Here is a 20,564-nt window from a genome sequence, read left to right on the forward strand (position 1 = left end):
CATGAGCATAGACCTGCAACAGGATTACTTCGCGCTCTTCGGCCTGCCGCGCCGCTACCGCCTCGACGAGGCGGCGCTGGAGGCCGTGTGGCACAAGCTGCAGGCCGAGGTCCACCCCGACCGCCACGCCCACCTGCCGGATGCCGACAAGCGCCGGGCGATGCAGTGGGCGACCCGGGTGAACGAGGGCTTCCGCACGCTGCGCAAACCCTTGCCCCGCGCCCAGTACCTGCTGGAGCTCGCGGGCGTGGATACCGGCCTGGAGACCAACACCGCGATGTCGCCCGAGTTCCTCATGGAACAGATGGAATGGCGCGAGGCGGTGGAAGAGGCGAGGGTCGCCGCGCAGGTCGAAGAGCTCGAACAACTCCACCACCGACTGCAGCAACACGCTCGTGAAGTACTGGCCGAACTCGAAACCACGCTCGACCAGGCCAGAGACTATCCAGCCGCGGCGGACACCGTGCGCCGGCTGATGTTCATCGAGAAGCTCCAACACGAGATCGACGACGCCCTCGAGGCGCTGGAAAGCTGATGGCACTGCTGCAAATCGCCGAACCCGGGTTGTCCGCCGAGCCGCACAAACACAGGCTGGCGGTGGGCATAGACCTCGGGACGACCAATTCCCTCGTTGCCACCGTGCGCAACGGCATCGCTGTCTGCCTGGCGGACGAGTCCGGTCGCACCATGCTGCCGTCCGCGGTGCGTTATCTCGCCGATGGCGGCATCGTGGTCGGTAGCACTGCGCTGCAGGCGCAGGCACTGGACCCGCGTAACACCGTGGTGTCGGTCAAGCGCTTCATGGGCCGCGGCCTGAAGGATGTGGCCCACATCGAGGCCGTGCCCTACGATTTCGAGGACGCGCCGGGCATGGTGCGCTTGCGTACCGTGCAAGGCCCCAAAACGCCGGTCGAAGTCTCGGCCGAGATCCTGCGGCCGCTGCGCCTGCGCGCGGAGGCCAGCCTGGGCGGCGAACTCACCGGCGCAGTGATCACCGTGCCGGCCTATTTCGACGATGCCCAGCGCCAGGCGACCAAGGACGCCGCCACGCTGGCCGGCATCAACGTGCTGCGCCTGCTCAACGAACCCACCGCGGCGGCGGTCGCCTATGGCTTGGACAATGCCGCAGAGGGCGTCTATGCCGTCTATGACCTCGGCGGCGGCACCTTCGACCTCTCCATCCTCAAGCTGTCCCGCGGCGTATTCGAGGTGCTGTCCACCAACGGCGACGCGGCGCTGGGCGGCGACGACTTCGATCACCGCCTGTTCTGCTGGATGCTGGACAAGGCCTGCATCTCGCCGCCGGATGCCGCCGACGCCCGCCGCCTGCAGATGAAGGCCCGGGAGGTCAAGGAGTTGCTCACCTCCTGCGAGCAGGCGCCGGTGAAGGTCAAGCTCTCCAGTGGCGAGGAGGTCGACCTGGTGATCACCCGCGAGGACTTCGCCGAGATGACCCGCCATCTGGTGCAGAAGACGCTGGCGCCGGTACGCAAAGCCTTGCGCGATGCCGGCCTGACGGTAGAGGACATCAAGGGCGTGGTGATGGTGGGCGGAGCCACCCGCATGCCGCACATCCAGCGCGCGGTGGCGGAGTATTTCCGCCAGGAGCCTTTGACCAACCTCGACCCGGACAAGGTCGTCGCCCTGGGCGCGGCGATGCAGGCCAACGTGCTCGCCGGCAACCGTGCGGACGAGGACGACTGGCTGCTGCTGGACGTGATTCCCCTGTCCCTGGGCCTGGAAACCATGGGCGGCCTGGTGGAGCGGGTGGTGCCGCGCAACTCCACGCTGCCGATCGCCCGCGCGCAGGAATTCACCACCTTCAAGGACGGCCAGACGGCGATGGCCTTCCATGTCGTCCAGGGCGAACGCGAACTGGTATCCGACTGCCGCTCGCTGGCGCGCTTCGAACTGCGTGGCATTCCGCCCATGGTGGCAGGCGCTGCCCGCATCCGGGTGACTTTCCAGGTGGATGCGGACGGCCTGTTGTCGGTGTCGGCAAGGGAGATGTCGTCCGGCGTCGAGGCCAGCGTACTGGTGAAGCCTTCCTACGGCTTGAGCGACGATGAAATCGCCGGCATGTTGCGCGCCGGCGTGGAGCACGCGGGTGACGACATGCAGGCCCGCGCGTTGCGCGAGCAGCAGGTCGAGGCCGGCAGGGTGGTGGAGGCGACCGAGCAGGCGCTGGCCAAGGATGGGCAGTTGCTGAACGAGCAGGAGCGCGCCGAGATCGAGGCCGCCATCGCCAGATTGCGCGCATTGGCGCAGGGCCAGGACCACCGCGCCATCAAGGCCGGCATTGACGCGCTGGCGCGCGCGACCGACGAATTTGCCGCCCGCCGCATGGATAACAGCATCCGTGCCGCGCTGGCGGGCCAGAAAGTGGATGAGATAGAGGTATGACCCAGATTATCGTGTTGCCCCATGTCGAGCTCTGCCCGGACGGGGCGGTGATCGAAGCCCAGCCGGGCGAATCCATCTGCAACACCCTGCTGCAGAACGACATCTACATCGAGCACGCCTGCGAGCAATCCTGTGCCTGCACCACTTGCCATGTGGTGGTGCGCGAGGGCTTCCAGTCGTTGAATCCGGCGGAAGAGGAAGAAGAGGACCTGCTCGACAAGGCATGGGGTCTCGAGCCGAATTCCCGCCTTTCTTGCCAGGCGCTGGTGGGTGAGACGCCGCTGGTGGTGGAAATCCCGCGATACACCATCAACATGGCCCGGGAGGGCAAGCACTGATGAAGTGGACCGATGTGCAGGAAATCGCCATCCAGCTTACCGATGCCCATCCGGATGCCGACCCGAGTCGCATCAATTTCGTCGATCTGATGAACTGGGTGATGGCGCTGCCCGAGTTCGATGATGACCCGAAACGCTGCGGCGAGCGCATCCTCGAGGCCATCCAGCAGGCCTGGATGGACGAACTGGCCTGAGTTGTTTCGCCTGAGCCGGTCACCCTGGAGCGCGAAATGAGTGAGCCGACCGTTTTCGACTTCGAGACCCGCAGCCTGGAAGGCGCGCCCATGCCGTTGGCGGCTTTCCGCGGCCAGGTCCTGCTGGTGGTGAATACCGCCAGCGAGTGCGGTTTCACGCCGCAGTACCAGGGCCTGCAGGCCATCCACGAGCGTTACCGGGAGAAGGGCTTCAGTGTCATCGGTTTTCCCTGCAACCAGTTCGGTGGCCAGGAACCGGGTGATGCGGAGGCAATAGGCGCTTTTTGCGAGCGCAATTACGGCGTTACCTTCCCGCTGTCAGAGAAGGTGGAGGTGAAGGGCACGGGTGCCCATCCGCTGTTCGTGCATCTGACCAAGACCGCGCCCGGCGTGCTGGGCACCGAGGCCATCAAGTGGAACTTCACCAAGTTCCTGGTGGACAGGGAGGGCAGGGTGGTGGACCGCTATGCGCCCATGACCAAGCCGGAGTCTCTCGCGGGCGATATCGAAAAACTGCTGTGAGCGCCGGCGAGCCCGGCGAAAGCCGGGGCGCTCGGAAAAAGAAAAGCCGGCATGCGCGCCGGCTTTTTGCATTCAGGGAGCAGACTTCCGGCAAGCCACCTTGGGGTGGCTCGGGACGGCACTCAATAAGGCGTGTTGGCCGCGCTTTCCACCGTTTCGTTCAGTGACAGCCAGTAAACGCCCAACTGGCCGACTGCCTGGATGAAGCGTTCGAAATCCACCGGCTTGCGGATGTAGCTGTTGGCGCCCAGGCGGTAGGCTTCCTGGATGTCCTGCAACTCGCGGGAGGTAGTGAGCACCACCACCGGCAGCAGCGCGGTGCGTTCGTCGGCGCGGATGCGTCTCAGCACTTCCAGGCCGTCGATGCGGGGCAACTTCAGGTCCAGCAACACCACTGCCGGCGTAACGGTGAGGTCGCGGCCTTCGTGCTCGCCGGTGCCGAACAGGTAATCGATCGCTTCCACCCCGTCGCGCGCCACCACCACCGGGTTGGCGATGCGGTTCTTGCCGAAGGCGCGCAGCGTCAGCGCTTCGTCGTCCGGATTGTCTTCCACCAGCAGGATGGGACGTTCGCTTGCCATTCGTTTCTCCCTGGGCGAGGCCGGCTACGCCTGCGCGCCGGGCAGTTCCTCGCGCCGCAAGATGAAGATCATGTCATCGCCTCCGCGGGCCGACAGCCAGGTGAAGGACAGTTCGGGGAAGGCATTTTCGACGATGGCGCGATTATGCCCGACTTCCACCGCCAGCAAGCCGCCGGGATTCAGGTGCTCCGCGGCCTCGGCGAGCAGGACGCGGACCACGTCCAGCCCGTCCTCGCCCGAGGCGAGGGCCATGCGCGGCTCGTGCCGGTATTCGGCCGGCAAGGCATCCATTGCTTCCGCGGTGACGTAGGGCGGGTTGCTGAGGATGAGGTCGAAGCTGCGGCCTTGCAGTGCGCTGAAAACGTCGCTCTTCACCAGCTCGATGCGGTCTTCCAGTGCGTAGTCGCCAACGTTGCGCTCGGCGACCTCCAGCGCATCGCCCGACAGGTCGGCGGCGACGATGTCGGCATTCGGATAGGCGTGGGCCATCAGCACCGCCAGGCAGCCGGAGCCGGTGCACATGTCCAGCGCGGAAACCACTTCCTCCGGATCCTCGATCCACGGCGACAGGCCGTCTTCCAGCAACTCGGCGAAGAAGGAGCGGGGCACGATGACGCGCTCGTCCACATAGAAACGGAAGTCGCCCAGCCAGGCCTCGTGGGTGAGGTAGGCGGTGGGAATGCGCTCCTCGGTGCGGCGGCTGATGGCTTCGTACAGCGCCGGGCGCTCGTCGGAGGGAATGCAGGCGTCGAGGAAGGGCTCCAGGCGGTCCAGCGGCAGGGCGAGGGTGGAAAGCACCAGCCACACCGCTTCGTCATAGGCGTCGCCGCAGCCGTGGCCGAAAAACAGGCCGCCGCGGTTGAAGCGGGTGACGGCATAGCGCAGCCAGTCGCGGACTGTGACGAGTTCGGCCAGCGGGCCACCCTCGTGTTCGTGGTCATGCTCGTGGCCGTCGTCGCAATGCTCGCAGTGTTCGGCGTCGTGGTCGTGATCGTGGCTCATGGAGGATTTCCTTGCGGAGTCAGGCGGGCAGCAGCAATCTGCGCAGCGTGCCGAGATAGACGTCGGAAAGCGGAGCGATGGCATCGACGGCGATGCACTCGTTCACTTTGTGGATGGATGCATTCACCGGACCGAACTCGACGACCTCCTTGCAGATGTCGGCGATGAAGCGGCCGTCCGAGGTGCCGCCGGTGGTGGACAGCTCGGTTTCCACCGCCAGCCGCTCGCGGATGGCTTCGGAGATGGCGCCCACCAGCTTGCCGCGGCCGGTGATGAAGGGCTTGCCGGACAGGTGCCAGTCGATCTCGTACTCCAGCCCGTGCTTGTCCAGCACCGCATGGGTGCGCTCCTTCAGCTCCTCGGCGGTGCTGACCGAGGCGAAGCGGAAGTTGAACAGCGCTTCGCAGACGCCGGGAATGACGTTGTTGGCGCCGGTGCCGGCATGGATGTTGGACACCTGCCAGGTCGTGGGCGGGAAGAACTCGTTGCCATCGTCCCAGCGCGTTGCCGCCAGTTCCGCCAGCGCCGGCGCGAACTGGTGGATGGGATTGCGGGCGAGATGCGGATAGGCCACATGGCCTTGCAGGCCCCTGACCCGCAGCGTGCCTGAGAGCGAGCCGCGGCGGCCGTTCTTGATCATGTCGCCCAGGGTCTTCACCGAGGTCGGTTCGCCGACGATGCAATAGTCCAGCAGTTCGCCGCGGGCGGCCAGCGCCTCGACCACCTTCACCGTGCCATGGGTGGCGATGCCTTCCTCGTCCGAGGTCAGCAGCAGGGCGATGCTGCCTTCATGGTCTGGATGGGCGGTGACGAAGGCTTCGATGGCGGTGACGAACGCGGCCAGCGAGGATTTCATGTCCGCCGCGCCGCGGCCGTACAGCACGCCGTCGCGTATCGTCGGCTCGAAGGGCGGGCTGTGCCAGGCGTCCAGCGGGCCGGTGGGCACGACGTCGGTATGGCCGGCGAAGCACAGCACCGGCGAGGCGGTGCCACGGCGGGCCCACAGGTTGGAAACGCCGCCGGTGTCGATGCGTTCGCAGTTGAAGCCGATCGCGGCCAAGCGGCCGGTGATGAGCTCCAGGCAGCCTTCGTCCTCCGGCGTGACGGAGGAACGGGAGATCAGCTCGCAGGCGAGTGCGAGCGTTGGGTTGTCGAGTTGGGGCATTGAGTTGCAGCCGCTCAGCGAGACGGCTCGTCCAGGTGCAGGGTGAATTCGCGGAAGGAGGCGCCGTCCGACTCGGTGCTCTCGAAATCGTGCAGAGCGTCGGCGTTGGCGGCCGGTACCGCCAGCTGGCCATCGTCGAACTTGGCGTTGTTGATCAGCCAGGAGAGGTTGGTGGGCGAATCGGCATTGGCCAGGGCTTCGTCCAGCGTGATGACTTTCTCATGGTAGAGGCGGAACAAGTCCTGCTCGAAGGTCTGGGAGCCGGGCGCCAGGCTCTGCTCCATTGCCTCCTTGATGCTGCTCAGCTCTCCGCGCTCGACCAGTTCGGCAATGTGGCGGGTGTTCATCAGGATCTCGACCGCCGGAATGCGGCGGCCGTCCGGCTTGCGTGCCAAGCGCTGCGAGATCACGCACTTCAGCGCGACGGCGAGGTCGAGGTAGAGCAGCGGCCGGTTTTCCAGCGGGAAGAAGTTAACGATGCGGTTCAGCGCGTGGTAGGCATTGTTGGCGTGCAGCGTGGCCAGGCAGAGGTGGCCGGTCTGCGAATAGGCGAGGGCGGCCTGCATGGTTTCGCGGTCGCGGATCTCGCCGATCAGGATGCAGTCCGGCGCCTGGCGCATGGCGTTGCGCAGCGCCTCGTGCCAGCTCTGGGTGTCGATGCCCACCTCGCGCTGGTTCACCACCGATTTGCGGTGCTTGAACAGGTACTCGATCGGGTCCTCCACCGTCAGGATGTGGCCCGATTTGTTGCGGTTGCGGTGGTCGATCATGGACGCCAGCGTGGTCGACTTGCCGGAGCCGGTCGCGCCCACCACCAGCACCAGCCCGCGCTTCTCCATCACCACGTCCGCCAGCGTCTGCGGCAGGGTGAGCTCTTCGAGCGTGGGGATGTCGCCCTGGATGAAGCGCATCACCACCGCGACGGTGTTGCGCTGCCAGAACACATTGATACGGAAGTTGCCGAGATCCCGCCGGCCGAAGGAGAGATTGAGCTCGCGCTCGCGCTCGAAGCGCTCGATCTGCTCCGGCGTCATCATCTCGTAGATCATCCGCTTGATCATGGCGGGTTCCATGACCTGCTGGTTGATCGGCATCGTATGGCCCTGGATCTTGATATGGATCGGGGCGCCGGCGGTGATGAAGATGTCCGAGGCCTGCTTTTCGGCCATCAGCTGGAACAGCTTGTCGAAAATCATCGGTCTCGGATTCTCCGTCTGACGATGCGGGCGGGGCCGGAGCCCCGCCGGTGCTGGCTGACGCTCAGGCGCCGCGCAGCAGGTCGTTGATCGCGGTCTTGGCGCGGGTCTGGGCGTCCACCTTCTTGACGATGACCGCGCAGTACAGACTGTACTTGCCATCGGCGGAGGGCAGGCTGCCCGGCACCACGACGGCGCCTGCCGGCACGCGGCCATAGTGGATCTCGCCGGTCTCGCGGTCGTAGATCTTGGTGCTCTGGCCGAGGTACACGCCCATGGACAGCACCGCGTTCTCTTCGATGATCACGCCTTCCACCACTTCGGAGCGGGCGCCGACGAAGACGTTGTCCTCGATGATCACCGGGCCGGCCTGGACGGGCTCCAGCACGCCGCCGATACCGACGCCGCCGGACAGGTGCACGTTCTTGCCGATCTGGGCGCAGGAGCCGACGGTGGCCCAGGTGTCCACCATGGTGCCTTCATCCACATAGGCGCCGATGTTCACATAGGAAGGCATCAGCACCACGTTCCTGGCGATGTAGCTGCCCTTGCGCGCGACGGCGGGCGGCACCACGCGGAAACCGCCGGCGGCGAACTGTTCCGGGGTGTAGTCGCCGAACTTCGTCGGCACCTTGTCGAAGAAGTTGAGGCTGCCGGCGGGCATCACTTCGTTGTCGCGCAGGCGGAAGGAGATCAGCACGGCCTTCTTGATCCACTGGTTGACCACCCAGGCGCCGTCCTTCTTCTCGGCCACCCGCAGGCTGCCGGCGTCCAGTCCGGCGATGACCTCGGCCACCGCGTTGCGCACTTCTGCAGGCGCGGCGGAGGGAGACAGGCTGGCGCGGTTCTCGAAAGCGTCGTCGATGATCTTTTGCAGGGATTCAGACATGGGGTTTCCGTCGTGGTTGGTATCAGGGGCGGGCGGTCAGAGCGCCCGGCAGAATGCGGCGATGCGGCCGGCGGCCTCCACGCACTCCGCGGTGTCGGCGACCAGGGCGATGCGCACGAAGCCGGCGCCAGGGTTGACGCCATCGGCCTCGCGGGCGAGGAAGCTGCCCGGCAGAACCGTCACATTATATTCAGCCTGCAGTCGGCGGGCGAAGTCGGTATCCGGCAGCGGGGTGCGCGCCCACAGGTAGAAACCGGCGTCGGGCAGGCGGGTGTCCAGCCAGGGCGACAGAATGGGCGTGACGGCGGTGAACTTCTCGCGATAGAGGCGGCGGTTTTCGGCGACGTGGGCTTCGTCGTTCCAGGCGGCGACCGAGGCGGCCTGTATGGTCGCGCTCATCGCGCAGCCGTGATAGGTGCGGTAGAGCAGGAAGTCTTTGAGGATGGCCGCATCGCCGGCGACGAAGCCGGAGCGCATGCCCGGCACGTTGGAGCGCTTGGACAGGCTGGAGAACACCACGATGTTGCGGAAGTCGCCGCGCCCCAGCGCGTGCGCCGCCTCAAGTGCGCCGACCGGCCGCGCTTCGTCGTCGAAGTAGATCTCGGAATAGCACTCGTCGGCGGCGATGACGAAACCGTAGCGGTCCGACAGCGCGAACAGCCGCTTCCATTCGTCCAGCGACAGCACCCGGCCGGTGGGATTGCCCGGCGAGCAGACGAAAACGAGCTGCACGTCGCGCCACACCGCTTCCGGCAGCGAGTCGAAATCGGAGCCGAAGTTGTTCTCCGGCAGATTATTCAGGAACACCGGATCGGCACCGGCCAGCAGCGTTGCCCCTTCGTAGATCTGGTAGAAGGGGTTGGGGCAGACCACCTTGGCGCCTGGCTTGCCGCCATCCACCACGCATTGGGCGAAAGCGAACAGCGCCTCGCGGGAGCCATTCACCGGCAGCACCTGGGTGGCGGCATCCACCCTGGGGAGCGCGTAGCGGCGTTCCAGCCAGCCGGCGATGGCGCCGCGCAGCGCGTCCGAGCCCTGGGTGCTGGGGTAGGCTGCGATGCCAGCGAAGTTGTCGCTCAACGCCTGCAGGATGAAGGTCGGTGTCGGGTGCTGCGGCTCGCCGATCGACAGGCGGATCGGCTTCAGTTCGGCGGGGGGCTGGAGGCCGGCGAACAGGGCGCGTAGCTTCTCGAACGGGTAGGTCTGGAGGCGGGCGAGATTCGGATTCACTTTGGAACAATTGGCCTCCGTCCGAGGCTGCGGGCGGGGCGGTCGTAAAGGGCGAAGATGTTATCATGGCGCGCCTTTCGGGCGCCGCCCGAGCCGTAATACAGCCGACCTGAACTCGCCCCCGTGCGTCTTTCCAAGCTCAAACTCGCCGGCTTCAAGACCTTCGTCGACCCCACCACCGTGCTCATGCCGGGCTCCCTGGTCGGCGTGGTCGGGCCCAACGGCTGCGGCAAGTCCAACATCATCGACGCGGTGCGCTGGGTGCTCGGCGAGACGCGCGCTTCCGCGCTGCGCGGTGAGTCGATGCAGGACGTGATCTTCAACGGCTCCACCACCCGCAAGCCGGTGTCGCGCGCCAGTGTGGAGCTGGTGTTCGACAACAACGAAGGGCGGGCGGCCGGCCAGTGGTCGCGCTACGCCGAGATCTCGGTCAAGCGCGTGCTGGACCGCAGCGGCGAGTCCAGCTACTTCATCAACAACGTGCACGTCCGCCGCAAGGACGTCATCGACCTCTTCCTCGGCACCGGCCTGGGTCCGCGCGCCTACGCCATCATCGAGCAGGGGATGATCTCGCGCATCATCGAGGCCAAGCCGGAGGACATCCGCGGCTTCCTCGAAGAGGCGGCCGGCGTCACCAAGTACCGCGAGCGGCGCAAGGAAACCGAAGGCCGCCTCGGCGACGCCCGCGACAACCTCGCCCGCCTCGAAGACATCCGCATGGAATTGGGCGAGCGCATCGGCCACCTGGAAGGCCAGGCCGAGGTCGCCGAGCGCTACCGCAAGCTCAACAGCGCCCACGTCGAACGCCAGCAGCTGCTGTGGCTGCTCAAGCGCAACGAAGCGCGCGCCGAGCGCGACCGCGTCGCCGAAGAGCTGAACCGCAACAGCGTGCGGATCGAGACCGACAGCGCCCGTCTGCAAGAACTGGAAGCTGCGGTGGAGGGTGCGCGGGAAACCCACTTCGCCGCCTCCGAAGCAGTGCATCAGGCGCAAAGCGACCTGTTCGCCGTCACCGCCGAAGTCGGTCGCCTGGAAACCGAGCTGCAGCACCTCGCCGACGCGCGCAAGCGGCTGGAAGCGCGGCTGGCCCAACTCGAAACCGACCGTAGCCACTGGACTGCCCGTCGTGAGAACCTCACCGAGGACCGCGAGCGCTGGATGGAACTGGCGGAGAACGCCGCCATGCGGGCGGAGCAGGCCGAAGCGCGCCACATCGAAATCGCCGATCGCGTACCGGAGCTGGAGAGCGCCCGGCAGGCGGCGGATACCACCGTCGCTGCCGCCCGCCGCGAGCTTGCCCAGACCGAGCAGCAACTGCGCGTGGAGGAAACCAACCGCGCCAGCGCCAACCGGGCGCTGGATGCCCTGCAGCAGCGGCGTGCCCGGCTGGAGAGCGAAGGCGGCGCCATCCAGGCGCCGGACGCCGGCCTCATCGCCGAGCGTGAAGCCCGCGTCGAGGCCTTGCAGGAAGCGCTGGAGATGCGGCAGCAGACACTGGGCGATCTGCAGGCCCGCCTGCCGGATGCGCAGGCTGCGCTGAAGACCGCGCTGGAACAGGAACGTGCGGTGCAGCGCCGCCTCACCGAACTGCGCGCCCGCCGCGACGCACTGGTGCAGTTGCAGGCCAAGGTGCAGGCGCAGGGCAAGCTGGGCGACTGGCTGAAGAAGCACGGCCACGCCGACCGTCCGCCGCTATGGCGTTCGCTGCGGGTGGCCGAAGGCTGGGAGGCGGCGGTTGCCACGGTGCTGCGTGAACGCCTCGGCGCGCTGGTCGCCGACGGTGCCGAAGGCGAGGCCCTGGCCCGCGACCTGCTGGACGAAGCGCCGCCCGAAGCCTTGGCGGTGGGTTTCGCCGACACCGATGGCGGCGTTGCGCTGCCGGGGCCGGCGGGCAGCAGCCCGCTGGAGGAGAAGATAGACCTCCTGCCCGGTGCCCCGGCTGGCTTGGTGCAGGCCTGGCTGCGGGGCTGCCATACGGTGGAGAGCCTGGATGCCTGGCTGACGCGGCGGGGCGAGCTTTCGCCTGGCGTCGTGCTGGTGGACAAGCGCGGCCAGTTGCTGACCCGCGAAGGCATCAGCCACTTCGTGCCGGACAGCCGCACCCACGGCGTGATGGAGCGCCAGCGCGAAATCGACGCGCTCTCCGGCGAACAGCAGGCGTTGGAGGCGGAGGCCACCCGCGCCCACGATGCCTTGCTCACCGCCGAGAGCCAGGCCGCCGAAATCCAGGACAGCGCCAACACCCTGCGCCGCGACATCCAGGCCGAACAGAGCCAGCTGCACGCCGAACAGGTCGAGTTGCTGAAGCTCACCCAGGCGCGCAGCCGCGCCGAGGAACGCCGCGCCCAGCTGGACCGCGACCTGGGCGATCTGGTGAACCTGGAGTCCGCCGAGCGCGAGTTGCTGGCACGGGCGGAGCTGGAACAGGAGCGCGCCGCCGAACTGGCCGAGCTGCAGCGCGGCCGCCTGGACGCGGCGACCGAGGTGTTGCGCGAGCGCGAACAGGGGCTGCGGGAACTGCGCACGCTGGAACAGTCCTGCGCCCGCGAACTGCAGGAGGCGCGATTCTCCGAGCGGGAGTGCGCCGGCAAGCTGGATGACATTGCCCGCAACCTGCAGTTGGCCGCCGAGCAGATCGAACGCACGGTGGCCGAGGCCGCGACCCGCCGCGAAGAGCTGGAAGCGACCGATGACGAGCGCAGCCGCGAAGCCTTGCAGGCAGCGCTGGAACTGCGCCTGAGCCGCGAATCCGCGCTGGCTGGCCGTCGCGATGCGCTGGAGCAAGCCGCGAGCGCGCTGAAGCAGACCGAGGAGCTGAGGCTGCGTACCGAGCAGGAAGCCGCGCCCGTGCGCCAGCGTGTCGCCGAGCTGCGCCTGGCGGTGCAGGCGGCGGAGCTCGCGTCCGGGCAGTTCGAGGAGCGCCTGCAGGAAGCCGCTGCGGATGAAGTTGCCCTGACACCGCTTCTGACGCCGGATCTGAAGGAGGGCAGCCTGCAGCGCGAAGTCGCCCGGCTGGCGCGGGAGATCGCCGAGCTGGGGCCGGTGAACCTCGCCGCGCTCGATGAGCTGAAGTCCGCCAGCGAGCGCAAGGGTTACCTGGACGCCCAGTCCGACGACCTGTTGCAGGCCATAGACACGCTGGAAGACGCGATCCGCCGCATCGACCGCGAAACCCGCGAGCAGCTTCAGGAAACCTACAATACCGTCAATCGCCAGTTCGGCATCCTGTTCCCGCAGCTCTTCGGTGGCGGTCGGGCAGAGCTGGTGCTGACCGGAGAGGAAATCCTGGACGCCGGCATCCAGATCGTCGCCCAGCCGCCGGGCAAGAAGAACACCTCCATCCACCTGCTGTCCGGCGGCGAGAAAGCGCTGACCGCGATCGCCCTGGTGTTCTCCATGTTCCAGCTCAATCCGGCGCCGTTCTGCATGCTTGACGAGGTGGATGCCCCGCTGGACGATACCAACACCGAGCGCTACGGCCAGATGGTGAAGCGGATGTCATCGCACACCCAGTTCATCTTCATCAGCCACAGCAAGATCACCATGGAGATCGCCCAGCAGCTGGTCGGGGTGACCATGCAGGAGCAGGGCGTTTCCCGGGTGGTGGAAGTAGACATCGAAGAGGCGCTGCGGCTGGCTGAAGCCAACGCGGCGTGACACAGAGAAGAGGAAGCGCGAGAAGAACTATGGATAGCGAACTGCAGGTTGGGTTGATCGGTGCCGGCGTGGCCTTCGTGGTGCTCGTGCTGGCCTACAACAAGTGGCAGGAGCGCAAGCACCGCAAGCAGGCCGAGCAGGCCTTCAAATCCTCCCATCGCGATGTCCTGCTCGAGCCGCACGAAGGCGGTGGCGAAGTGGAACGCGAAGAGCCGGGCCTGACCGAGGCCATGCCTCCCGAGCCGGCGCCGCGGCCGGTGCGCGAAGCGCCGGTGAAGCGCAGCGCGCCGGAAGCGCCGGAGACGCTGGACCCGCGGGTGGACTGCATCATCCGCATCGAGGCCATCGAGCCGCTGGCGGCTTCTGCCTTGTGGCCGGTACAGCTGGAGCAGCTGGACGGGCTCTCCAAGCCGGTGCGCTGGTTCGCCTTCGATGATCACTCCAACCTGTGGCAGCCGGTGAATGGCCACAATGCCGGCGCCCACCACTGGTACTGCGCCGCGATGCAGTTGGTGGACCGCCAGGGCCCCATCGGCGAGGCGGACTTCATGCGCTTCTCCGGCGGCGTGCAGCGGGTGGCCGACCACTTCATGGCGGTGCCGGCCGGTCTGCCAGCGCGGGCCGAAGCCTTGGGCAGCGCCACCTCGCTGGACCGCTTCTGCGCCGAGGTGGACGTGCAGATCGGCATCAACGTGATCGCCGCCAACCAGCCCTTCCCGGGCACCAAGATTCGCGGCCTGGCCGAAGCCCAGGGCATGGTGCTGAGCGACGACGGCAGCTTCCACGCCCGGGACGAGGAAGGCAATGTGCTGTTCTACCTGAGCAACCTGGAGCCGGGCGTGTTCGTGGCCGACAACATGCGCAGCCTGCAGACCGGCGGCCTGACGCTGGTGATCGACGTACCGCGGGTGGCCAATGGCGTCGGTGCCTTCGACCGCATGATGCATTTCGCCAACCAGTTCGCCGATGCCCTGCACGGCATCGTCGTCGACGACAACCGTGCCCCCTTCGGCAGCGACGCCGCCGGCATGATCCGCAGCCAGATCGCCCAGTTCCAGGAGCGCATGGCCAGCCATGCCATTCCCGCCGGCAGCCCGCTGGCGAAACGTCTCTTCTCCGCCTGAAAATGTCGACTCCCACCGCCGCCGAACGGGCGGCGCAACTGCGTGTCGAGCTTGAGCGACACAACCACGCCTATTACGTACTGGATGCGCCGCTGGTGCCGGACGCCGAGTACGACCGCCTGTTCCGCGAGCTGGAGGCCCTGGAGGCCGAGCATCCGGAACTGGCCACCGAGGATTCGCCTACCCGCCGGGTGGGCGGAGCGCCGTCGGCGGTGTTCGCCGAGGTGGCGCATCGCGTGCCCATGCTGTCGCTGTCGAATGCGTTCGAAGACGAGGAAGTGGAGGCCTTCGATCGCCGCTGCCGCGAGGGTCTGGACCGGGAAACGGTGGAGTACGCCGTCGAGCCGAAGCTGGACGGCCTCGCGATCACGCTGATCTACGAGAACGGCATCTTCGTACGCGGGGCGACCCGCGGCGACGGCATGACCGGCGAGGATGTCTCGCCCAATCTCCGTACCGTGCGCTCCATTCCGCTACGTCTGCAGGGCGAGGCGCCGGCGCGGGTGGAGGTGCGTGGCGAGGTGCTGATGCAGCGGGCGGATTTCGAACGCCTCAACACCCGTCAGCAGGAAGCGGGCGAGAAGGTATTCGTTAACCCCCGCAACGCCGCCGCCGGCAGCCTGCGCCAACTGGATTCGCGCATCACCGCCCGCCGTCCGCTGCGCTTCTTCGCCTACCAGATGGTGGATCTGGAGGGCATGGCGCCGCCGGCCACCCATTCGGAAACGCTGGACCTGCTCGCCGCCTGGGGCTTCGCGGTGGCGCCGGAGCGGAACGTGGTGGCCGGCGCGCAGGGTCTGCTCGATTACTACCGCCGCATCGGCGAGCGCCGTGCCGGCCTGCCTTACGACATCGATGGCGTGGTCTACAAGGTGAATCGCCGCGCCGACCAGCAGACATTGGGTTTTGTTTCCCGCGCCCCGCGCTGGGCGCTTGCCCACAAGTATCCGGCGCAGGAGGAAATCACCCAGCTGCTGGACATAGAGATCCAGGTCGGCCGCACCGGCGCGCTGACACCGGTGGCCCGGCTGAAGCCGGTCTTCGTCGGCGGCGTCACCGTCACCAACGCCACGCTGCACAACGAGGACGAGATCAGGCGCAAGGGGCTGCAGATTGGCGATCAGGTCATCGTGCGCAGGGCCGGAGACGTTATCCCCGAGGTGGTCGCCCCGGTGATGGACAGGCGCACCGGCCAGGAGCGCGAATTCCAGATGCCGCATACCTGTCCGGTCTGTGGGTCGCACGCGGTCAAGGCCGAGGAGGAAGCGGTGTGGCGCTGCTCCGGTGGCCTGTTTTGCCCGGCGCAGCGCAAGCAGGCGCTGCTGCATTTCGCCAGTCGCCGGGCGATGGACATCGAGGGCCTGGGCGACAAGCTGGTGGAGCAACTGGTGGACAGCGCCATCATCAAGACGCCGGCCGATCTCTACAAGCTGGGCGTGCTGGCGCTGGCCAACCTGGAGCGCATGGGCGAGAAGTCGGCGCAGAACCTGCTGGCGGCGATCGAGCACAGCCGCAATACCACGCTGGCACGCTTCGTCTTCGCCCTCGGCATCCGCAATGTCGGCGAGGCGACCGCGCGCGATGTGGCACGGCACTTCGGCAGCATGGACGCGCTGATGGCCGCGGATGCGGAGGCGCTGCAGCAGGTGCCGGACGTTGGCCCGGTGGTGGCGAAGAGCATCGCCGAGTTCTTCGCCGAACCGCACAACCGCGAGGTGATCGAACAGCTGCGGGCAGCGGGGGTGCGCTGGGAAGAGGGCGCGCCGGTCGCTCCAGTCAGCGGCAAGGCAACGGGCAAGACCTTCGTGCTGACCGGCACGCTGCCGACGATGTCCCGCGACGAGGCCAAGGCCTTGATCGAAGCACACGGCGGCAAGGTGACCGGTTCGGTGTCGAAGAAGACGGATTACGTGGTGGCGGGTGCGGAAGCGGGTTCCAAGCTGGACAAGGCGCAGGAACTCGGCATCGACATCCTCGATGAGGATGGTCTGCGCCGGCTGCTGGAGGAGGAGGCCTGAACCCCAGGCTTCCGCAACGCAGGAACAAGGAGTCGTACGCAATATGAAGAAAGTAACCAAGGCGGTGTTTCCGGTTGCCGGCATGGGCACCCGCTTCCTGCCCGCGACCAAGGCCAGCCCGAAGGAAATGCTGCCGGTGGTCGACAAGCCTTTGATCCAGTACGCGGTGGAGGAAGCGGTCGCGGCCGGCATCACCGACCTTATCTTCATCACTGGCCGTACCAAGCGCGCCATCGAAGACCACTTCGACAAGGCCTACGAGCTGGAAACCGAGCTCGAAGCCCGCGGCAAGAAGGAGTTGCTGGAGGTGGTGAAGAAGACGGTGCCCAAGGGCGTGAACTGCATCTACATCCGCCAGGCGGAAGCGCTCGGTCTGGGGCATGCGGTGCTGTGCGCCTCTGCGGTGGTCGGTGACGAAGAGCCCTTTGCCGTCATCCTGGCGGACGACCTGCTGGACAACTACGGCGGCGAGGCGGTGATGGCGCAGATGGCCAACGTCTACAACTACAACCGCTGTTCCGTGCTCGGCACCATGAACGTGCCGCGCGAGGATACCCGCCAGTACGGCATCGTCAGCACCGAGAACCAGAACGGCGACACCCAGCGCGTCACCGGCATCGTCGAGAAGCCCAAGCCCGAGGATGCGCCCACCACCCAGGCGGTGGTCGGCCGCTACATCCTCACGCCGCGCATCTTCGATCACCTGCGCGCGCTGAAGCCGGGCGCCGGCGGCGAGCTGCAACTCACCGACGCCATCGCCTCGCTGCTGAAAGAAGAAGCGGTGCTGGCCTACCAGTTCAAGGGCGTGCGCTACGACTGCGGCTCCAAGCTGGGCTACCTGAAGGCGACGGTGGAGCTGGGACTGCGCCATCCGGAAATCGGCGGCGACTTCGGCGAGTATCTCGCCACCCGCGGCTGAGGCGGAGCGGTCTGGCGGCGCATGGCGCGTCCGCCAGCTCCGCAAAAAGAAAAAGGCGCTGCCGCGGCAGCGCCTTTTTTCATCCCGAGCCTGGCGGGGATCAGCCTTCGGCCTTGGCGGCCCGCTTGCGGTCCACTTCCTTCAGGTGACGCTTGCGCAGGCGGATGTTCTTCGGCGTGATCTCGACCAGTTCGTCGTCAGCGATGAACTCGATCGCGGATTCCAGCGTGAGCTGGATCGGCGGGATCAGGCGAACCGCCTCGTCGGTGCCGGAGGCACGCACGTTGGTCAGCTGCTTGCCCTTGATCGGGTTCACGATCAGGTCATTGTCGCGGGTATGGATGCCGATGATCATGCCTTCGTACAGCGCCTCGCCCGGGCTGACGAACATGCGGCCGCGGTCCTGCAGGTTCCACAGCGCGTAGGCGACCGCGTCGCCGTCGTTCTGGGAGATCAGCACGCCATTGCGGCGCTCGGCCATGCCGCCGGCCATCGGGCTGTAGTCGTCGAACACGTGGCTGGCCAGGCCGGTGCCGCGGGTCATGGTCAGGAACTCGCCCTGGAAGCCGATCAGGCCGCGGGCGGGAATGCGGTACTCCAGGCGGACGCGGCCCTTGCCGTCCGGCTGCATGTCCTGCAGCTCGCCACGGCGGCGGCCCAGCTCTTCCATCACGCCGCCCTGGTGGTCTTCTTCCACGTCCACCGTCAGCATTTCGTACGGCTCGCACTTCACGCCGTCGATTTCCTTGTAGACCACGCGCGGGCGGCCGACGGCCAGCTCGTAGCCTTCGCGGCGCATGTTTTCCAGCAGGATGGTGAGATGCAGTTCGCCACGGCCGGAGACTTCGAACACATCGGAGTCGCCGGTGTAGTTCACCCGCAGCGCCACGTTCTTCAGTAGTTCCTTCTCCAGGCGCTCGCGGATCTGGCGGCTGGTGACGAACTTGCCTTCACGGCCGGCCAGCGGCGAGGAGTTCACCATGAAGTTCATGGTCAGCGTCGGCTCGTCCACCGCGATCGGCGTCATGCCTTCGAGGTGATCCGGGTCGCACAGGGTGACGCCGATGTTCACCTGGTCGATGCCGGCGATCAGCACGATGTCGCCGGCTTCGGCGACTTCCGCCGGGGAGCGTTCCAGGCCCTTGAAGGTCAGGATCTGGCTGATCTTGCCCTTGCCGCGGTTTTCGTCGCCGTACATCACGACCACTTCCTGGTTCGGACGCACGCGGCCGCGCTTGATGCGGCCGATGCCGAGCTGGCCCATGTAGGTGGAGTAGTCCAGCGAGCAGACCTGCAGCTGCAGCGGGCCTTCCGCATCCACTTCCGGCGGCGGCACATGCTTCAGGATGGCTTCGAACAGCGGGCGCATGTCGGTGCGCTCGTCGCCTTCGTTGATGATGGCGAAGCCGTTCAGGCCGGAGGCGTACACCACCGGGAAGTCCAGTTGTTCTTCGGTGGCGCCGAGCTTGTCGAAGAGGTCGAAGGTGTGGTTGATGACCCAGTCCGGGCGCGCACCCGGGCGGTCGATCTTGTTGATCACCACGATGGGCTTCAGGCCCAGCGCCAGCGCCTTGCGGGTGACGAAGCGGGTCTGCGGCATCGGGCCTTCGACGGCGTCAACCAGCAGCAGCACGCTGTCCACCATGGACAGCACGCGCTCCACCTCGCCGCCGAAGTCGGCGTGGCCCGGGGTGTCGACGATGTTGATGTGGGTTTCGCCGTACTGGATCGCACAGTTCTTCGAGAGGATGGTGATGCCGCGTTCCTTCTCGATGTCGTTGGAGTCCATGACCCGCTCGGCAACTTGCTGGTTTTCGCGGAAAGTGCCGGATTGGCGCAGGAGCTGGTCGACCAGCGTGGTCTTGCCGTGGTCGACGTGGGCGATGATGGCGATGTTGCGGATGGCGCGGGACATGGGGGCTGGGAAGTCTTTGAAAAGTCGTCGATTCTAACACGGGCTGTCGCGCCGCAGCATGGCTTTTCGATGACAGGCCGGCGGGGCGGGAGATGGCGCCGATGCTAGAATCCGCGCCGTTTTCATTCCCCGAGGGAAGCACCATGCTGGCGATCATGGGTGGTACTGGCCTGACTCAACTCTCCAACCTGGAGATCGTGCGCCGCGAAGTGGCACGCACGCCTTATGGCGAGCCTTCCGGGGCGCTCACCTTCGGGGCGCTGGCGGGCAGGCAGGTGGTATTCCTCGCCCGCCATGGCTATGGCCATACGATTCCGCCGCATCTGGTGAATTACCGCGCCAACATCTGGGCGCTGAAGCACGCCAAGGCGACCGCGCTGGTGTCGGTGGCCTCGGTGGGCGGCATCCGCGCCGATCTGGAGCCGGGCGTGCTGGTGGTGCCGGACCAGATCATCGATTACACCTGGGGCCGCAAGAACACCTATTTCGACGGCGGCGACGAGCCGGTGCGCCATATCGACCTCACCCATCCCTATGACGTGGCGCTGCGCCAGCGCCTGCTGGCGGCCGCGGCGCGGGCTAGCGAAGCGGCGGTGGACGGCGGCGTGTATGCGGTGACGCAGGGGCCGCGGCTGGAAACCGCCGCCGAGGTGAACAAGCTGGAGCGGGATGGCGCCGACGTGATCGGCATGACGGCCATGCCGGAAGCCGCGCTGGCGCGGGAACTGGACTTGCCTTACGCGGCGATCAACGTGGTGGTGAACGCCGCCGCCGGCCGTGCCTCGAGCGCGGCCGGCATCCGCTTCGAAAGCATAGAAGAGGTGGTGCAGGAATCCATGGGCCGGGTGCGGCGCATCCTGGAGGCGCTCTGCCAGGATTGAGTGCAGCTGGCGGGCCAGCGGAAAGGAACGGCGGTGGCGCTCAGGCGTTGCCGCCGTTTTCCATCTGGCCGAGGTGACGCTTCAGGCGGTTGAGCAGTTCCAGCATCTGCATTTTCTCGCCGTGGTCCAGGCCGGCGAAGAGGTCGATCACCCACTGCTCATGGGCGCCGGCCATCTTGCGGAACAGGCGCTTGCCTTCGGGGGTGAGATGCACCGTGTAGGCGCGGCGGTCGCGCGGATCGTCGCGGCGTTCCACCAGGCCTTCCTCCACCAGCTTGTCGGTGAGGCCGGTGACGTTGCCGCCGGTGACCATCAGCCGGCGCGACAGCTCGCGCATCTTGAGGCCATCCGGATGGCGGTCCAGCTGGGCCATCAGGTCGAAGCGGGGCAGGGTGGAGTCGTAGCTGGTGCGCAGCCAAGTGCGCAGCCGGGATTCGACGATGTTGGTGCAGGTCAGCAGCCGCAGCCAGACGCGCAGGGCCTCGTGATCGTCATCGGTGGCGCGGGTCTCGTGGTCTATCGTTTCCAGC

18 protein-coding genes are annotated in these 20,564 nt (G+C 66.8%); 10 read left to right on the plus strand and 8 right to left on the minus strand.

Translation table 11 applies throughout. The features are described from left to right. The first annotated feature begins 1 nt into the window (after position 1). From hscB to GRF61_RS12120, 5 genes are read left to right on the plus strand one after another with little or no spacing between them, the layout of a single operon-like run. Entirely contained in the window at positions 2-535 is a 534-nt protein-coding gene (hscB, locus tag GRF61_RS12100) for a Fe-S protein assembly co-chaperone HscB (RefSeq protein WP_169150910.1), read from the plus strand. Beyond that, positions 535-2,403, plus strand: coding sequence for a Fe-S protein assembly chaperone HscA (gene hscA / locus GRF61_RS12105; RefSeq protein ID WP_169150911.1), 1,869 nt, complete (start codon positions 535-537; stop codon positions 2,401-2,403). Before hscB ends, hscA begins: the two co-directional genes overlap by 1 nt. Next, positions 2,400-2,741 (plus strand): ISC system 2Fe-2S type ferredoxin, encoded by a 342-nt coding sequence (fdx, locus tag GRF61_RS12110; RefSeq protein WP_133594289.1) that lies wholly within the window; start codon positions 2,400-2,402, stop codon positions 2,739-2,741. The genes hscA and fdx overlap by 4 nt, the downstream gene beginning before the upstream one ends. Then, a complete protein-coding gene (gene iscX / locus GRF61_RS12115) occupies positions 2,741-2,935 on the plus strand; it encodes a Fe-S cluster assembly protein IscX (protein ID WP_169150912.1) in 195 nt (64 codons plus the stop codon). Before fdx ends, iscX begins: the two co-directional genes overlap by 1 nt. A gap of 36 nt (positions 2,936-2,971) precedes the next feature. Further along, entirely contained in the window at positions 2,972-3,457 is a 486-nt protein-coding gene (locus tag GRF61_RS12120; RefSeq protein WP_169150913.1) for a glutathione peroxidase, read from the plus strand. 122 nt (positions 3,458-3,579) lie between these two features. On the opposite strand, the gene GRF61_RS12125 is transcribed toward GRF61_RS12120, so the two are convergent. The 6 genes from GRF61_RS12125 to dapC form a co-directional block, all read right to left on the minus strand. After that, positions 3,580-4,038: a response regulator gene (locus tag GRF61_RS12125; RefSeq protein ID WP_133594286.1), complete on the minus strand. Its 459-nt coding sequence runs from the start codon at positions 4,036-4,038 to the stop codon at positions 3,580-3,582. A gap of 24 nt (positions 4,039-4,062) precedes the next feature. Next, positions 4,063-5,040 carry a 50S ribosomal protein L3 N(5)-glutamine methyltransferase gene (gene prmB, locus GRF61_RS12130; RefSeq protein ID WP_169150914.1) on the minus strand — a complete coding sequence of 326 codons (978 nt, stop codon included), beginning with the start codon at positions 5,038-5,040 and terminating at the stop codon, positions 4,063-4,065. 19 nt (positions 5,041-5,059) lie between these two features. Next, complete coding sequence (dapE, locus tag GRF61_RS12135; protein WP_169150915.1) at positions 5,060-6,205, minus strand: succinyl-diaminopimelate desuccinylase; 1,146 nt, start codon at positions 6,203-6,205, stop codon at positions 5,060-5,062. A gap of 14 nt (positions 6,206-6,219) precedes the next feature. Then, complete coding sequence (locus GRF61_RS12140) at positions 6,220-7,401, minus strand: PilT/PilU family type 4a pilus ATPase (protein ID WP_169150916.1); 1,182 nt, start codon at positions 7,399-7,401, stop codon at positions 6,220-6,222. 64 nt (positions 7,402-7,465) lie between these two features. Then, positions 7,466-8,290 (minus strand): 2,3,4,5-tetrahydropyridine-2,6-dicarboxylate N-succinyltransferase, encoded by an 825-nt coding sequence (gene dapD / locus GRF61_RS12145; RefSeq protein ID WP_169150917.1) that lies wholly within the window; start codon positions 8,288-8,290, stop codon positions 7,466-7,468. Between the two features lie 36 nt (positions 8,291-8,326). Further along, positions 8,327-9,520, minus strand: coding sequence for a succinyldiaminopimelate transaminase (gene dapC, locus GRF61_RS12150; RefSeq protein WP_169150918.1), 1,194 nt, complete (start codon positions 9,518-9,520; stop codon positions 8,327-8,329). A gap of 123 nt (positions 9,521-9,643) precedes the next feature. Between dapC and smc the strand changes: the two genes are divergently transcribed. From smc to galU, 4 genes are read left to right on the plus strand one after another with little or no spacing between them, the layout of a single operon-like run. Then, positions 9,644-13,177 (plus strand): chromosome segregation protein SMC, encoded by a 3,534-nt coding sequence (gene smc, locus GRF61_RS12155; RefSeq protein ID WP_169150919.1) that lies wholly within the window; start codon positions 9,644-9,646, stop codon positions 13,175-13,177. Between the two features lie 29 nt (positions 13,178-13,206). Continuing rightward, a complete protein-coding gene (locus GRF61_RS12160; RefSeq protein WP_169150920.1) occupies positions 13,207-14,301 on the plus strand; it encodes a cell division protein ZipA C-terminal FtsZ-binding domain-containing protein in 1,095 nt (364 codons plus the stop codon). Positions 14,302-14,303: 2 nt separating this feature from the next. Beyond that, positions 14,304-16,319 (plus strand): NAD-dependent DNA ligase LigA, encoded by a 2,016-nt coding sequence (gene ligA, locus GRF61_RS12165; protein WP_169150921.1) that lies wholly within the window; start codon positions 14,304-14,306, stop codon positions 16,317-16,319. A gap of 43 nt (positions 16,320-16,362) precedes the next feature. Further along, the gene (gene galU, locus GRF61_RS12170) at positions 16,363-17,238 is read left to right on the plus strand and encodes a UTP--glucose-1-phosphate uridylyltransferase GalU (protein WP_133594277.1); all 876 of its coding nucleotides are present in this window, start codon (positions 16,363-16,365) and stop codon (positions 17,236-17,238) included. Between the two features lie 100 nt (positions 17,239-17,338). Here the strand turns inward: galU and typA are convergent, their stop codons facing one another. Next, positions 17,339-19,153: a translational GTPase TypA gene (gene typA / locus GRF61_RS12175; RefSeq protein ID WP_169150922.1), complete on the minus strand. Its 1,815-nt coding sequence runs from the start codon at positions 19,151-19,153 to the stop codon at positions 17,339-17,341. A 143-nt stretch (positions 19,154-19,296) separates the two neighbouring features. Here typA and GRF61_RS12180 point away from each other — a divergent pair, with 143 nt between their 5' ends. Beyond that, the gene (locus GRF61_RS12180; RefSeq protein ID WP_169150923.1) at positions 19,297-20,034 is read left to right on the plus strand and encodes an S-methyl-5'-thioinosine phosphorylase; all 738 of its coding nucleotides are present in this window, start codon (positions 19,297-19,299) and stop codon (positions 20,032-20,034) included. A 40-nt stretch (positions 20,035-20,074) separates the two neighbouring features. On the opposite strand, the gene GRF61_RS12185 is transcribed toward GRF61_RS12180, so the two are convergent. Further along, positions 20,075-20,563, minus strand: coding sequence for a MarR family transcriptional regulator (locus tag GRF61_RS12185; RefSeq protein ID WP_169150924.1), 489 nt, complete (start codon positions 20,561-20,563; stop codon positions 20,075-20,077). Position 20,564 lies beyond the last annotated feature (1 nt).

The organism is Azoarcus sp. TTM-91 (assembly GCF_012911025.1).
GTDB lineage: Bacteria > Pseudomonadota > Gammaproteobacteria > Burkholderiales > Rhodocyclaceae > Azoarcus.

Coding starts and splice junctions, on each gene's coding strand:
- hscB (WP_169150910.1), top strand. CDS start 2: ATGAGCATAGACCTGCAACAGGATTACTTCGCGCTCTTCGGCCTGCCG.
- hscA (WP_169150911.1), top strand. CDS start 535: ATGGCACTGCTGCAAATCGCCGAACCCGGGTTGTCCGCCGAGCCGCAC.
- fdx (WP_133594289.1), top strand. CDS start 2,400: ATGACCCAGATTATCGTGTTGCCCCATGTCGAGCTCTGCCCGGACGGG.
- iscX (WP_169150912.1), top strand. CDS start 2,741: ATGAAGTGGACCGATGTGCAGGAAATCGCCATCCAGCTTACCGATGCC.
- GRF61_RS12120 (WP_169150913.1), top strand. CDS start 2,972: ATGAGTGAGCCGACCGTTTTCGACTTCGAGACCCGCAGCCTGGAAGGC.
- GRF61_RS12125 (WP_133594286.1), bottom strand. CDS start 4,038: ATGGCAAGCGAACGTCCCATCCTGCTGGTGGAAGACAATCCGGACGAC.
- prmB (WP_169150914.1), bottom strand. CDS start 5,040: ATGAGCCACGATCACGACCACGACGCCGAACACTGCGAGCATTGCGAC.
- dapE (WP_169150915.1), bottom strand. CDS start 6,205: ATGCCCCAACTCGACAACCCAACGCTCGCACTCGCCTGCGAGCTGATC.
- GRF61_RS12140 (WP_169150916.1), bottom strand. CDS start 7,401: ATGATTTTCGACAAGCTGTTCCAGCTGATGGCCGAAAAGCAGGCCTCG.
- dapD (WP_169150917.1), bottom strand. CDS start 8,290: ATGTCTGAATCCCTGCAAAAGATCATCGACGACGCTTTCGAGAACCGC.
- GRF61_RS12160 (WP_169150920.1), top strand. CDS start 13,207: ATGGATAGCGAACTGCAGGTTGGGTTGATCGGTGCCGGCGTGGCCTTC.
- ligA (WP_169150921.1), top strand. CDS start 14,304: ATGTCGACTCCCACCGCCGCCGAACGGGCGGCGCAACTGCGTGTCGAG.
- galU (WP_133594277.1), top strand. CDS start 16,363: ATGAAGAAAGTAACCAAGGCGGTGTTTCCGGTTGCCGGCATGGGCACC.
- typA (WP_169150922.1), bottom strand. CDS start 19,153: ATGTCCCGCGCCATCCGCAACATCGCCATCATCGCCCACGTCGACCAC.
- GRF61_RS12180 (WP_169150923.1), top strand. CDS start 19,297: ATGCTGGCGATCATGGGTGGTACTGGCCTGACTCAACTCTCCAACCTG.